At 57.3% G+C, this 14,414-nt stretch carries 11 protein-coding genes and 1 pseudogene; 5 read left to right on the top strand and 7 right to left on the bottom strand.

What is annotated here, in order from left to right:
- Positions 1-801: 801 nt before the first annotated feature.
- The 5 genes and pseudogenes from AFERRID_RS13330 to AFERRID_RS13310 all read left to right on the top strand — a co-directional run.
- Positions 802-1,335 (top strand): annotated as a pseudogene (locus tag AFERRID_RS13330) (phospholipase D-like domain-containing protein); the annotation flags it as partial.
- 225 nt (positions 1,336-1,560) lie between these two features.
- A complete protein-coding gene (locus AFERRID_RS13325; RefSeq protein WP_126605456.1) occupies positions 1,561-2,820 on the top strand; it encodes a hypothetical protein in 1,260 nt (419 codons plus the stop codon).
- Positions 2,817-3,431 (top strand): condensin complex protein MksE, encoded by a 615-nt coding sequence (locus AFERRID_RS13320; protein ID WP_126605455.1) that lies wholly within the window; start codon positions 2,817-2,819, stop codon positions 3,429-3,431. The genes AFERRID_RS13325 and AFERRID_RS13320 overlap by 4 nt, the downstream gene beginning before the upstream one ends.
- Complete coding sequence (locus AFERRID_RS13315; protein WP_126605454.1) at positions 3,431-6,184, top strand: hypothetical protein; 2,754 nt, start codon at positions 3,431-3,433, stop codon at positions 6,182-6,184. Before AFERRID_RS13320 ends, AFERRID_RS13315 begins: the two co-directional genes overlap by 1 nt.
- Positions 6,185-6,186: 2 nt before the next feature.
- A complete protein-coding gene (locus AFERRID_RS13310; RefSeq protein ID WP_126605453.1) occupies positions 6,187-7,047 on the top strand; it encodes a DUF7281 domain-containing protein in 861 nt (286 codons plus the stop codon).
- Positions 7,048-7,348: 301 nt separating this feature from the next.
- Here AFERRID_RS13310 and AFERRID_RS13305 read toward each other — a convergent pair whose 3' ends face one another.
- From AFERRID_RS13305 to AFERRID_RS13275, 7 genes are all read right to left on the bottom strand, one after another.
- Complete coding sequence (locus AFERRID_RS13305; protein WP_126605452.1) at positions 7,349-7,606, bottom strand: superinfection immunity protein; 258 nt, start codon at positions 7,604-7,606, stop codon at positions 7,349-7,351.
- Positions 7,607-7,823: 217 nt separating this feature from the next.
- Positions 7,824-10,235 (bottom strand): type IV secretory system conjugative DNA transfer family protein, encoded by a 2,412-nt coding sequence (locus AFERRID_RS13300; protein WP_126605451.1) that lies wholly within the window; start codon positions 10,233-10,235, stop codon positions 7,824-7,826.
- A 15-nt stretch (positions 10,236-10,250) separates the two neighbouring features.
- Entirely contained in the window at positions 10,251-10,859 is a 609-nt protein-coding gene (locus AFERRID_RS13295) for a lytic transglycosylase domain-containing protein (protein WP_126605450.1), read from the bottom strand.
- The gene (locus AFERRID_RS13290) at positions 10,856-11,788 is read right to left on the bottom strand and encodes a hypothetical protein (RefSeq protein WP_126605449.1); all 933 of its coding nucleotides are present in this window, start codon (positions 11,786-11,788) and stop codon (positions 10,856-10,858) included. The genes AFERRID_RS13295 and AFERRID_RS13290 overlap by 4 nt, the downstream gene beginning before the upstream one ends.
- 17 nt (positions 11,789-11,805) lie before the next feature.
- Positions 11,806-12,081, bottom strand: coding sequence for a hypothetical protein (locus AFERRID_RS13285; RefSeq protein WP_126605448.1), 276 nt, complete (start codon positions 12,079-12,081; stop codon positions 11,806-11,808).
- A 9-nt stretch (positions 12,082-12,090) separates the two neighbouring features.
- Complete coding sequence (locus AFERRID_RS13280) at positions 12,091-13,413, bottom strand: TrbI/VirB10 family protein (RefSeq protein WP_126605447.1); 1,323 nt, start codon at positions 13,411-13,413, stop codon at positions 12,091-12,093.
- A 2-nt stretch (positions 13,414-13,415) separates the two neighbouring features.
- Positions 13,416-14,414: a TrbG/VirB9 family P-type conjugative transfer protein gene (locus tag AFERRID_RS13275; RefSeq protein ID WP_126605446.1), complete on the bottom strand. Its 999-nt coding sequence runs from the start codon at positions 14,412-14,414 to the stop codon at positions 13,416-13,418.

Genomic DNA, 14,414 nt, shown 5'->3' with positions numbered 1-14,414 from the left:
AATGGTAACGTTGTCAAAAATATTGGAAAACCTGGAATTTAACTGCGCTACATGAAGCTAACGAAAAGCCCGTATATCCGTCCAAATGGGAGACTACTCATGCATAATACTCATACAATTGAATTGCGAATTACTCCACTAGCTAGGCAAGCGCTCGATCATCGAGAAGAACCTCTCTGTGTTTATTTAGAGCTATTATTTAGCTGTCTGATTCGCAAAAAAACATATTTCATACCTTCTCCACATCAAGATTCTCTACTGCTGGACGCTCACATATCCTCTGTTCAGGTGTGGTTCCGCGCTGTTGGTTCTAAAACATGTTCAATTACCGATCAGCCTGTTCAGGATCTGCAAACGTTCCCACTAAAACGGACGGACGCTTTTATACCACGCTGGCTCAGTCTAGATTACCGGAAAGGTGAATGGGTAGGCGATTTCGGTTATATTCTTTAAAACTATCACCATACGTAGAATGCAAATCCAAGGCACGTAACGTTAATTGTAGGGGCCTGATTCCATACGAACGACCGCTTTCGCTGCGTACCTGTCATGGACAAGGATGGGAATATCGTCCGCGCCTCTACATTTTCGATACCAGGATATTACAATCGGTACAGCGATATCAGATATTCTGTTGGGGGCGGCCATCCTCTACCTTTATCCTTTTGTGTGGCGGAGGGTGGTGCGGAATGGCGATAAACTATGTAAAAATACATAGTGCAAATATATATATTATAATATTGTTTTCAATATGTTATAACTACTCACAAGCGAATTATGTACTATTTTGGAATAAGAATTCATCAAAACAGGGAGTACCTGTATGTCACCCAAAATCCTTCTGTGGTGCAGTCGGCAAACGCTGTTTTCAATGCCGACTGGAACAACCGGAAAGCCCCCGCGTTTGCACACCGCGTTCTGGTCCTTTCTCCGGGGACTTCCGCCAGCCAACTACTGGAAGTGATCGACCAGCCCGGTCCCATAGACGTGGAGAGCGAAGAACTGGGGCCGTATGCGGTAATTCTGGATGCGCTGGCCGCCAAGGGGCGCGATCTCCGACTGATCCTGCCTGCCAACATCAACCACGTGGGTCAGCGCGACGTGGCGTTTCTCCGGCAACACGGTTGCCAGGTAAGGCTTATGCCGGTCAAGCCCATTTATCAGCACAGTAAGATGATCGTCGGCGGCTCTTTAGCTTTTATCGGCTCCGAGAACTTCACCCAGGCCAGTTTAGAAGATAACCGCGAAATGGGGCTGTTACTCAATGGATCGAGCATTGGGAAATTGCAGGCGCAATTCAATCGGGATTGGGCACGGGCTGGTAGGCATGGTTAATCGCCATTTTGGACCCAAGAATTGGGATCAAACCATGGACGCCGTGCCACTGACCAAGGAGCATGAACAAAGACAGCGAAATAAGAAATCGTGGGTGCCTCCTGCATGCGAGAGCCCTGCGAAATCGTCTACCGGGTAGACGGTTTGATCCACTTCTACAGGCATCTTGTCCGATTCGAGCGCCGCTATCATATTTTGGTAACGCCTATGGTAGAATAGTATCATATGGCTAATCCCCGTTCGCTGGTCTACACGCTTTACACCCACTGGAACACCGTGGAGATTCTGGTACGGATGTCGCGCGAGTTTGCCATGCTCACCAGCGATCAGGTGTTGAGCAGTATTGGTAACGTGTCACCGCATCTGGATGCCGAGGCACAGGGTGTGGTGTTGCGTGCCTTGGTCAACGCGGACATCCTGCAAACTCTGCCGCGAAGCAGTGATCTGCAGCTCAATGCATATGTGCTGGAGTTCGTGCGTGGCCTCACCCGCGAGCATGAGTTGGGTCTGTCTGCCGTGCTACAGGCGCGCGTGGCAGCAATCCGCGAGGCCACCGAGTCACTCAACGACGGATTGGCGGGCACGGAAATGGACCGTGTGCGGGGTGCCGCGAACAAGTTGGCCGAACTCTTTCGCCAGATCAGTCTGCAACTCGACGAGGATCGGCATGCATTGCTGGATCTGGCCGAAAACGCCAAAAGTGCCGACAGCAACACGCCGGTCACCAATCGCTACCGCCGGGTACTGGAAGCCTACGATCAATATGTCGAGCCGATGAACCAGATGATGGACACCGGCCCACAGGGGACCTTCTATCGCTACCTGGAAGACGCCGAGCGTGCACTCGATCTGGGGTTGGAGCGGCTGTCGGTACAAGGCGCGCTCTACTCGTATCGCCTGCAGTTGCGCCAGGTTGCACGCCAGGCCAAAGAGTTGCGGCGCTTTGGCCGCTTGGTCGCGCAACAATGCGCCGACACCCTGTTGCCCTTACGCGAAGAGCTGCGCCAACACAATGTGCTGACCAGTGCAGTCAGTCTGCTGTTAGGACAGGTACGCAAACGCGGCCTGCGACACGCTCTATCGCGCCCTACCAGAGGCACAGCGCTACCGGTCTGGCGTAATGAGCGTGGCTTCAAGCTGCAACTGGGGGATGAGGTGCGAGCAGTCATGGCGGCCGCGCGCCAGTACCAACCGCAGGCAGTGGCTTTCCCGCAGGACGAACCAGGCGACGTCGGGCCCCCGCTGGAGTATGTGGACGAAGCGGCCATTCGCGCACATCTTTCCCGCAGTCTGCCGGTGGAAAATTTCCTTGTATGGCTGAGCACTCATTACGGCCACCTGCAGGATGCCACTTTGCTGCGTCTGTTCCATGATCTGCAGCACGAGCTAGGCTGGCAGTTCGAAGCATCTGACCAGCCCGAAACAACCACGTTGCAGACGATCCGTGTCCTGCATCACCCGCACCGCGTGAGTATCCTGCTATGACGCCCCCCCAACCATTGGCGGCTTCGCTATCACCTATGCCGGCATTGGGCGATCTGTTCCGGCTCTTTCTGTCCGGCAAACACCTGAACCGGGTGGCCGAACCCGCGCTTTGGGCGGAGCTGGAAAAGCACGAAGCCAGCTATGTCGGACTGTTTGCCGCCCTGGGCTTCGAGCTGCGCCTGGATGCCAGGGGCTTTGCCTGGTTTCACAGCGGCGATGCGAACAGCAACATCGGCAAGATCAGTCGTCAGCTGGCCTTACTGTTTATGGTGATCTTCGATGCCCAGGCCAACGCTGGCAAGGCCCTGCAGCGCTTTAGCGATTGGCTGATCGACAGCGCCTGGCTCGCCGAGGTCTATAAGCAACATCAAGACCTGCTTGATACTGAGGGACTCAACCCCGACGCTCTGGTGGAATTGCTTGGCCGCGCCTGCAACCTTGGCTTTGCGGTGGCCGACCCGACTGGCTGGCGACTGCTGCCCGCTGTATGCCGCTATCTTGATCATTTCGAGAGCCTGGCACAGGCAACCAAGGATGAGGGCGATGAGCTTGGCCCCATCGCCGATGAGGAGATGCCCTTGGAAGCAGCGGATGATGAGGAAAGCAGCTGATGCAATATGGCTTCCAACGCCTGGTCTTGCTTGGCAGCGCCGGCTATTCCCGTGCCGAGTTACCGCTTGATGGTGCGGTTTCCCTGGTAGCACCCAACAACACCGGCAAGACCGGCCTGATCAACGCCTTGCAGTTTCTGCTGATCATCGATCAGCGCCGCATGGATTTTGGTGCGCACGATGTGGACAAGAGCCGACGCTTCTATTTCCCCAACAACAGCGCCTATGTGCTGCTGGAGGTGTCGTTGCCGGAGTCCGGCACCGTAGTGCTGGGCTGCGTGGGCAAAGGGGTCAGCTTCGAGTACGAATATTTCGCCTACGCCGGCCCGCTCAAAATCGAGGAATTCTGCCTGCCGGATGGCAAGATTGTAGCGCAGCCGCAACTGGCCAGCCATCTGGCGACCCACGGGCGTCGGGTGTTCAGCTACAACAGCAGCGAATTCGCCAATATGGTGTATGGAGGGCGCAGCCGCAAGCTTGCTAGCCAGCAGGATTTTTGCGTCTTCCGTCTGGAGCACGCCGGCGATGCCAGTGTTTTTCAGCGCGTACTGACTCGCACGCTACGCTTGGACAAATTGCGTTCCAGCGAGGTAAAGGACTATCTGATGCAGATTTTCCGGCGCGACCTGCCGGATGCCAGCATCGACTTCAAGGCGGAATGGGACAAAGCTTTCGCCGATCTCAACGCCGAACGCAGCCAGTACCTGGCCGCCGTTCGTCTGCAACTGCCACTGAGTGAACTGGAACAGAAGCAGGATGCCCGCCTGGCGTTGCGCGGCAAGCTATTGTGTTGGCGCCCCTTGATTGATGAGGCGTTGGGCCAGTGGCAGCAGTATTATGAGGCTCGCCAGCAGGCCTTGCAGCATGAACTGGCGCAGTGCGATCTCGAGTTGCAACATTTGCGCGAACAGGATATTCAGTCGGCACGCGAGCAGAACCAATACGAGCTGGAACAGAGGGATCTCCGCCAGCAGTGCGAACAATTGCATGCGTTGCAGCAGCGTTTTGCCTTGATTGCCGACCGCGCTGTCCTGGAAGCACGCCGACGCGAACTACAGGAACAACGGGACGCGCTGGTAGTGCGTATCGGCCAAGCACAGAGTCGAACGCCTGCCGCCATCGAGCGCGATTTGAGCCGCACCCAGCGGGAGTTGGCACAGCTGGCTCAGGAGTTGCGCACCCAAGGACAGAACCTGTATCAGCAACTGGCCGGTGTCTTGTCTGCGGGACAGATCAACGCATTGAACAGAGTGCTGGCCAAACCGGTGCTGACCATGGGTACAGAGGACTTCCGTCTCGATGGCAAGGCACTGAGTGCGGCCTTGGTCCATGCGGATGCCGCACAGCTCAACTTGCCTGGCTTGCAACTGAGGCTGGAAGCCTTGCCGGCACAGTATCAACAACGCACCTTGGCGGAACTTGGCGAATTACAGCAGGAGCTGCAGCAGCAGCAAACCCAGCTCCAAGAGCAGCTGGCGACCGCACAAGCCCTGGGGAGCGTCAAGCAGCAGCGCGAGGCGCTGGACCAGCAACTGGCAGAACTGGATGCGGAGCTGCGTGATTACGCGCATATGCAGAACTTGCGACAAAGCGAGACCGCGCGTCAGGGCCGACTGGAAGCACTGGCGAAAACGCTCGCCGAACTCGCCGCCAGCCTGGCGCAATCTGCAGAGCGTAACCGTGCGCTAGACCAACAGCGCCAACAGCGGCGACAGGATTTGGCCACCTTACAGCAGCAACACCGCTTGATTGAGCTACGCCGTAACCAGCGGCTTGATCATGGAGGGCCCTTCACCTGGCTGGCCGACTTGCCGCACCATCCCTGGCTAGCCCAGCCTGAGTTCGCGCTGGAACAGCTGGCCGAACGCCTGCAGACCTATCTGGCCGACTGCCGCGAATTGCTGGACTTGGATGAGCAGATTCGCCACCTACTGGGTGAAATCCATACCGGCGGATTGACCAAGTACCAGTTTGTTGGCGAGCCGGAAAGCGAGATCGTTCGTCTTGTTGAATTCGCCCATCATCTGCAGCAGGAAGCCGAAGCCTTGGAAAAGAAAGTGCGCTCGGCGGTGGTAAATGTGGCCGCCAGCCTGCGCGAGTTGCGCGACGGCCTATTTGCCTTTAAGCGTCGGATGCGCGAGTTCAACCGCAAGATCAGTGGTCGCCAGCTCTCTGACCTTGCGGTGTTCAAGATCGAACCGGAGGACGAAACGACCCTGGTCGAAGCGATCGAGTTGCTGATCAATACAGCGGCCACCGTGGACAGCGGCGAAACCTTCGAACTCTTCAACCAGCAGAGCGTGCTCGACGATGATCAAATCAATCGCGCCAAGACCCTGCTGATCGAGGAAGGCAACGCACGCCACGGCCTGCGCGTGGCTGATCTTTTCCGCCTGCGCTTTTGGGTCGGCAAGGCGGATCGCGAGCCGGAAGCTTTCGATGATCTTGACAGCGCCGCCTCCAACGGCACCGTACTGATGGCCAAGCTGATCACCGGGCTGGCGATGTTGCATCTGATGCAGGATCAGCGCCGCCACATTCAGGGTGTCTGCTATCTGGACGAGGCACTGGCACTAGATGCCCGCAATCAACGCAGCTTGATCGACACGGCGGCAGAATTCGGCTTCTCGCTGATTTTTGCATCCCCCGCGCCGCTAACCACCGTGCGCTATTGTGTCCCCATCCATCACCGCCACGGCAGCAACCAGATCAGCCGCTTCAGCTGGCAGATCATTGAGCCCGTGGACGCTTGATCTTGGACCGCACTTTGCGCGCGGCCTTGCTCAAGTTGCATGGCCAGGCAGCTTTGCCCGTCAGTCAGTTCACCGTCGCCCAACGCAGCGCTCTGGATCGCTTTGCCCGGCAAACCGGAGCGGTGACGTGTCAGCGTCAGGGGCGCGGGGATGTTTACCGTGTCAGCGACCCGCAACTGTTCGAAGTCCATCTGAGCGCACTCTCCCCCAAGGTCGAGATGCAAACCACGCACGATTTGCCGGTGCGGGCGCAACACATCGCCCACGCGCGAGACAGCAAGGCGGGCAGTCATCAGCACGACTGCTATTACCCGTTGCTCAAGGCAGTTGGCGACCAGGTGCTGTGGCGGCAGGGTACAGACGCAACCGAACTGCCACTTAGCAAGCTTACGCGCGACTTTGGGGCAACCAGCCTGCAAATCGAAGCCGATGACGCCTGGCAAACTGGGCAGCCACTCTGGCTGGTGGAAAATCAGGCGTTATTCGACCGCACGGATTGGCTGCCAGCCGGGACGCAGGCGACTTTGCTCTACTACGGTGGGCAGCTCGATGGTCGGCTACTTGCTTGGTTGGCCCGGCATCCCCGCGCCAGCTGTGTCGTGCATTTCCCGGACTATGACGGTGTAGGCCTCGCCAACTTCGCGCGGCTTTACATGCTGCTAGGCGAGGGTTGTGTATTTTGGCTGATGCCCGGCTGGCAAGGCAAGTTGGCACGCTACGGCAGCCAGCGGCTCTGGCAAGATACTTTTGCAGAATTCTCCCGCGCCGTTTCGCAGCTGCCTGATGATCTGGCTGCTTTGACGAGGTATATGCGCCAATCTGGACTGGCGCTTGAGCAGGAGGCAGTTTGGCTGCCGGCTTAACAGACATTACGACTCGTGCCACTCCTGGGGATGAAAGATGATAAGGGCTATATGCAAAAACTGGTTGGAAACCGGCGGCTTTTGAGGTCAACGTGCTTGCATACTGTAAAGGTGGCGAAGGTTGGAATGGTGAGACCGAAGGCGACCGTTTCCAGAAGACCTCTTGGTTGGAATGAAATGAGTGTCCGGTTTACGAAACCATGGCCTACCACCGCTCCCGGCCAAAAACTATCGGTCGAGGTTTCCCGTTGAAGGGTCGGAACAGACTAATTCTGTTGAAAAAACATGCCGGAAATCGCTCTCACTCCGGATGGCTACAATCACCATCCTCATCAAAGCTTCCGCTTTTGCCAGTCACGACGGCCCAAATCAGGGCGGCAAGCCATCCCAATACGGTCCATCCTAACAAGATATCCAGCACCGTGATGGACATTCGGTAAGGGCTACCCAGGCTCCAGGCCATGAGCACGGGCAACACATAGACGCCCAGTGCCAATACGAAGGCAATCACCAGCAATACAAGAAATCCGTCGCGGGTGCCGGTGATCCAGTGCAGCATGTGGTCTTTCCCCTTCTCGTGAATCTGTTTGCTAATACAGAAATCGATTATAGTCGATTCCTGGAAAAACACGCACATCAGATGGATTGCGAACGACCAGGAAGCGGCGTTGGCGCCCTGATACACTCACCGGGCATGTGCCGCCAAACTCTGTTACATGAACCCAACATGGAAACCCCTTGACGGTTCGGAGCAGCGCCCAAGAACGGGGCAATGCTCACGCTGCACCCGGTTCTGTATCATCCTGCAGTCCGCCAATAGTCTCTCGATCAGCGTCCCGCTCAGCCGTGTCATACCTCCCTTCTCCCGTAGGCTTTTCCCCTGCCACGTACTCCGGCCGTCGCTCATGCCCATCCATATTGGCCAAGGCTTCTAGTTCACCAGTCGCGGCGGCTAATGCGTCCTGCTCCGCCTGGGTCACGCTTTCGCCACCTTCCGGTTTTTTCTCGATATGGGGGATCGGCAGCGTACCGCCTGATTCGCCTAGAATCGCCTTATAGTCTTTTTTGGCGCCGGGAATCGCGTCACTCTTCTCTGGCCAGCGAACGGATGCCCGATCAAGCCATTCCGGGTTTTTGAAATAGAGCAACTGCTGACCATAGATGGGATGAAAGCCCGCCGCGAACACCAGCATATCGCCCGGCGTCTTGATGTTGGAGCCCTCCTTTTCCGGGCCTCGCAGCGTCATCACTTCATCAGCGGTCAGCAAAGGGCGAGACTGGTAACTCAAGCTCGTCGAATAGCCCTTGTTCTGCCCGAACATGGATCCGTCAAAGCTCTGATTATCGTTTTCCATAGTCACGGTACGGGTGCCCAGCATGTCCGAGATCCACTTGGCGGTCTCCACCTGGTTCGGCGCGTAGGCCGCCCGGATATGGCAGTTACCGATGATGGTCTTGGCTCCGGCCTTGCCGTACCCGTGCCCCTCATCTTCCAACTGCGCGATGTCCTGAGTAATCAGATACAACTTGACGTTGTAGCCGGCCAGGAAAGCGATACTGTCCAGAAATACATCCAGCTTGCCCAGACTCGGGAACTCATCGAGCAGCAAAAGCAGCCGATGTTTTCCTTTGGCGACGATCCGCCCCTCCTTCGCTTCCAGCCGCTCTTCCGCGGTGAACTGGGATGCGACCTGGTTGAGCACCAGGCGGATAAGAGGCTTCAAGCGGTTCTTGTCTTCCGGGCTCGTGACCAGGTAGAGCGACACAGGCTGCTCCGCGTCCTGAAGATCCGCAATACGAAAGTCTGAATACTCGGTCCACTTCGCCACGATGGGGTCACGGTAGAGGGACAGGAAGCTCATCATCGTTGAAATAACGCCGGATTTTTCGTTATCCGCCTTGTTCAGCATTTCTCTTGCAGACTGAGCAATGACCGGATGTACGGTGGTCGGCGTGCCAGTGCCATCCCGCCAGCCATATTGCCCATCCGGGTCATGCTCCGTCTGCATCATTTGCTCAAAGGCCAAATCCACGCTTTCCAGTGCGGGATTATTGAGGTAGGCGGCCACACCCCGCAGCGTTTTATCCGGCATGGCGTAGAGCACATGCAGGATAATGGAGGTCAGCAGCGCGAAACCCGTTTTCTGCCAGTGATCGTTCAAGCCCTTGCCGTCCGGATCCACAATCATCGTGGCGATGTTCATCACGTCTTTTACTTCATACTGAGTGGCGATACGCACGGCATCCAGCGGGTTGAAGTGGCATCCTTCTTCGGATACCGAACCGGGGGAAAACTTCAGAATGTGGTGCCCCATGGCCTTGCGGTATCCCGCCGTCAGGTTGAAGTTTTCACCCTTGATGTCGTGGACCACGATGGAGTCCATCCAGCCGTCCAGCAGCGTGGGCAGCACGAGACCCACGCCCTTACCGGATCGCGTGGGTGCGAAGACCAGAATATGTTCGGCACCCGTGTGCTGCAGCGGGGTGGCCACCCCGTTCTCGACAAAGCCCCCGACATAACAGACGTGCGGCGAGTCGAAGCGCTCAAAGCTGGGTGGTTCCGGGATTTCTGAAAGACTTTTGCCTTCTTTCTCGGCCTTTCTTTTTCGCCAGGCGTCCGAGCTGGTTTTTCGCGCCTTCTGTGCCGCATCCCAGCGGCTCCGCGCAGATTCCTCATGCAGTCCAAGTAGGGAGAACAAGCGCTCCATGGTTGTCATCGGCGGGGGCGCTGGCAACAGCGCCGCGCGGATCGCGTCGCTCTTGCTCGCCCAATGGGCAGAGCCATGTACGGGGTTATTCAAAACAGCCGCTTGAGCTTCCTTGTGTTTTTTTCCCAAAATTCCGGAGGTGAGCACCCCCAACACCACCGCCGGAAGCCCTGCTTCGTAAAACGCCTGGTGGATGATCGGGTAATGGATATTCAGGATTATAGGCCGAAGGAAAGGCAGGGGATTGTACAATCGCCAGCCGTAAGGCAATGGGATGTAGTCGTGCGCTTTCTGGATGAAATCGTCCGTCCACTGGTAGCCGGGAAAGACTTTTCTTGCCACATAAGAAATGCCCACCGTGTATCCAAGGACACCCGCAGCAATGCCTGCGAGTGTAGTTTTGAGCTTGCCGCCGCGCGCAAGGCGCTGGGTTTTATAGTCAAATACCGTAGAGTTCGGAGCGTGCAGTTTGTCTGCCATTGAGGATCCTTTTCTTTAAGGGAGAACCGGCCAGGAACCGGCACCGCTGGACGGCGCGGGGGTCGTGGCTGGAGCGAGCTTTGCCTGCCAGCGAAACTGCGTCAGCGTGGCGCCTGGCGCCTTGCTGTCCGGTTTGACTTCGGATGCGTAACGTAGCCCACCAAACTCGATAGGCGCGTGCGCCCCAGCCGCATCCAGTATTTTGTTGGCGTACTGGGCATCACCCCAGAGCCGCCCCGAGTTGTACGCTTCAAAGGCATGGTAAAGCGCTTGTTGGCCATGGTAGCCACTTGCCTGCGCCTGCTCCCAATCCGCGTGCAGGATGGTGGCTCCGGCGCGAAGGTTGGTGCAGACATTAAAGACGGTACGCGGGGTGAGACCCAATGACGCGAAGTTTTCCGTATCCACCTGGGCAAGGCCCACATCCACCTGTTGGCCGCCGACCATGGCCTGCCGCAGGTACTGCACTGCCTGTGCCAGATTGGCGGAACCGACCATGCTGCGAGTCGTATTGTTCCACATTTCCAGCGGGCGACCGCCCGATTCCACGCGGACAATGGCGGCCATTGTGGATGGCGCGACCATGGGCGCGCATTCAGCGCTGAGTTGAACGAGTGGAATCATTGGCTGATTCCTTGTGCTGGCGTCGTGGGGATAGTTGGATGTACATGCAAAATTTGTGGGATCTCTGGGGTGTAAACGGTTGGTGCATGCAGAAAATGCGGAAGCGGAGGCACGCGCGGGGTCACCCCATGAGTCGCCGCCGCTTGCATCCAACAGACTATCGCCAGTACCAACAAACCTGCTAAAAAAGCTATCAAGGCAAAACTCATATTTGTTGACCGGTTGAAAGTTGCGTTACCGGCAACCCTACCCTGTTTAGGCTGCAGGTTCGGTTCGGACAGTGGTGACAAACAAGGAAAGCCAGAGTCTTCCGGTAGTTCTTTCGGTGGCGTTGTGGCCCGCGTATTGGTCCATGGTTTATTCCAGACCGTTGACCCCGCTGTAACCTGGATTTTGTCAACAATTCTATCAACAAGGTCTCGTCGGCAGTCGTTCCCCCGCTGCGCAAGCTCCGGGCGTTCCACGTTCGCCAGTTTCTCCGGAAACGGAAAATCGGAGAATTTGAATGCCGCATCAGGGTTCTGCAGACGCACGCAGTGAATCGCAGCACGATAAAGGACGACGCGCACATCCATAGGCATATCTGAAAAGTCTTTGCAATGCAGATGACCTAGAATTTGGCGGGCAGGACTGTCATTGTAGGGAATGCGGTACCACAACGGTATAATTTTGAAGTATTCCCCAGAGAATGCTTTTTCCAGTCCTTCTATGATGCGAGCCCGCTCTGCTGCAGCCATCGACGCATGAACGTGGGCAAGGTCATCATCAGTAATATCGTCAATATCGTCCGCTGGACCAAAAGGATCGTAGTTGTCTAACGCGCCATCCAAAAGCCCTCTGAACTCTTGCGTTTCCAGTATCTCTTCCATACTTTCGTGTTCTGGCAGATCTTCCATGTCTTCCTGGCTGCTCATCGTTTCTTCACGCATATTCCTACCCTCACTATTCACAAGTTGGCACTCGCCAGAATTCGATCCACCAACGCTGAAACACTCCATTGGACGCCCTGGAGTTGTTGCAGCCGTTCCAGCACATCGGCAGGCAGGGTGACCGACATGGGGCGCAGGCGCCGCCCCGGATGCTGTTTCTCTCGGCGCCTGGCCATCTCCTGCAAACCCGCGTCCGATAAAGACCGCACCTTTTGCGTTACCGCCGCTGTTCGCGCTTCTGGCGAAAGCCCCGCGCAATCGTGCTCTGTCCGGACAATAATGCTTCCTCGCATGACGACTCCTTACCCGTAGGGATTCAACCCGTAGGGATTCAGTTTCGGCCCCAATGCAGGCTCGGTGCTGGCCGCTCCGGTCTGCATTGCGGGGTCGTAGGGGCCTGGGAACACCATGTCGTGGGCCACCACCACCGAAAACAGTTGACCGGGATGCAAGGTGATCGTGGGTGCGATGTCGATGTACTTTTGCAGCAGCTGCGCTTCGGCCTGGCCAAAGGTCTGCGCCAGGGACTGCTCGCTATCCTGCAGTGCTGCGTTGCCCGTCACACCTGTCGTGGTGCTCACCGTGCTGGTCGGGCTCGCCACCGCCATGCCCGCATCAACGATCGAGAGCAGCAGCGCGTTTTTGAAGATGAGCCAGGTGTGATCATTGACATCACCGCTCAAACCCGCGTATCCGTAACCGCCCTCCCCCTCGTATCCCGGCAGGTTCATGGACGTGCCGTTCGGGAACTCGATGCGGGTCCATGCGACGGCCAGGCGGTTGACGCCCAAGGCCGTCTGGGTGTCATAGGTGCCCACCAGCCTGGATCCGGCGGGGATCAGTAGCGTCGCGCCATTCACGGATGAATAGACGCTCTGACTCACCACCGCTGTGATTTCACCGGGCAAGTAGCTCTTGATGCCGGTCTGCAAAACAGCCGGGATAACGGATCCGGAAAGAATCTCGTAAGGGCTGGTCTCCCGCGTCACCAGGGGCGGCGGGGATTTCTTCTTTCCGCTACTTGTGCTTGCCGTTGGCGTGGCAACCGGAAGCGTTGTTGGCGCCTGTGACGGTGCTGCGCTCGGCATTTTCCAGCTCAGGCCGCCATCCGATCCGCTTCCGCCGCTCCCGGTGCCCAGCGCGGCCCCAAAGGCGGCATCCTGGGCCGCATAAGGGTTCTTTTTGGGTGCGCCAGAGGGGGGCGCGTGTTCTTGGGTGCGCTGGCCAGTACTGCTGCGCAGAGCACCGCTGTTCGTGGTGCCAGTCGCTGGAGTGCCAGACGTTCCTCCCGGCGTGACAGGCTTGGAATACTGCTTCGGGTGTAATGGGGTGGCAGGGGCGCCGCTACCTGATGCCGGATTGATCTTCGCGGCTTGGGACTTTGGATGCGCGTTCCCGAACATCGGGTGATCTTGCAGATAGAGATACCCACCATAAGATCCAAGCCCGATGACCGCCGCCGCAACATAGAGCGGGGTGCGCTTGATGCGCGTCGCCAGTTGGTCGGGGTCAGGCTTTAGATCAACCGGCTGCCCCGCTTGCTGGCCTTTACTGCTATCCATCGTGGATGGTGTGGCTTTCTTTTTCTGGAGCAAACCGGAGAACAACTCTTTTCCGCTTTTCATCGTTACTCCCCCGCCTTATTGGTAAGGCGCATTTCGGCCAGGTGATTCCAGTTGCCCGTAAGCAGGTCGATACGGTAGGGGACGGCATCCACGGCAAGCATGTGACCGTCCATGCGGTAACTGACCATCAAGGACTGCCCCGCCTTGTTTCGCGCCAACACCATCGGGGTTTTCCCTGTGGACAGGTGTATGTACGTCATTCTTTCCTTGTTATTGCTGATCACACTGATCGGCTGGATCGGCTTGCAGTCGCCCGTGAAACACATCGCCGTCCAATCGAGATCCGCGTGTGTGGCGTTTACATGCGGTTCAGTCCGCGCGGCCTTGGCGATGGGCAACACAGACGGGTTGACCTGCTCGGGTGCCGTGACTTCTCCAGAAACGTTCGCGCCGCGCTGGACGATGACGTGATGGACCCGATAAAAAGACAATCCCGGGGTGAATCGTGCGGTATCACTGACCAGCCCCACGGTGTACGTCAACGGAAACCCGTGGGGACTCGTCGCCACGATCTGAATACTGCTTTTGATTCCGGCAAAACGGGGCATGATTTCCAGCACGGGATGCTGACCAGCCGTGGTTTCTTTCACGACCCATTCCGCACTGGGGGCGCCAACCAGTGACGCTGGCTGGACCCCTTTTCCGAGAATCACGACCGAGAAATTACCAGGTGCCGTCTGGAGCACAGGCAGCACCTGGCCCAATGGCACGATGACCTCCCCGCCTGGACGGGTGAATACCGGCAAGTGCGACAGCGTACCGGCTGCGAAGGACCGTGCGGCTTCCCGCTCTACATCTTCAATGGGTTCGCCATAGTGAATGTTCAGACTGCGCTGAAAGATCTGGGCGGTATTCACGGTCCCCGCGATGGGCGACGATTGCCCGGCCACTCCGGGCGGGTGCATGGTGGACGCGATGGAAGCAGGCCCACTTGCCACCACGCCTATCGTGGCCAGAATCAACATCGTCCGTTTTTTCGGCAGACTTAATGTGGTACGCAT

Origin of the sequence: Acidithiobacillus ferridurans (assembly GCF_003966655.1) — a bacterium.
Classification (GTDB): Bacteria; Pseudomonadota; Gammaproteobacteria; order Acidithiobacillales; family Acidithiobacillaceae; genus Acidithiobacillus; species Acidithiobacillus ferridurans.
The sequence above is the reverse complement of the archived record's forward strand: the minus strand, read 5'-3'. Positions and strand labels throughout refer to the sequence as shown.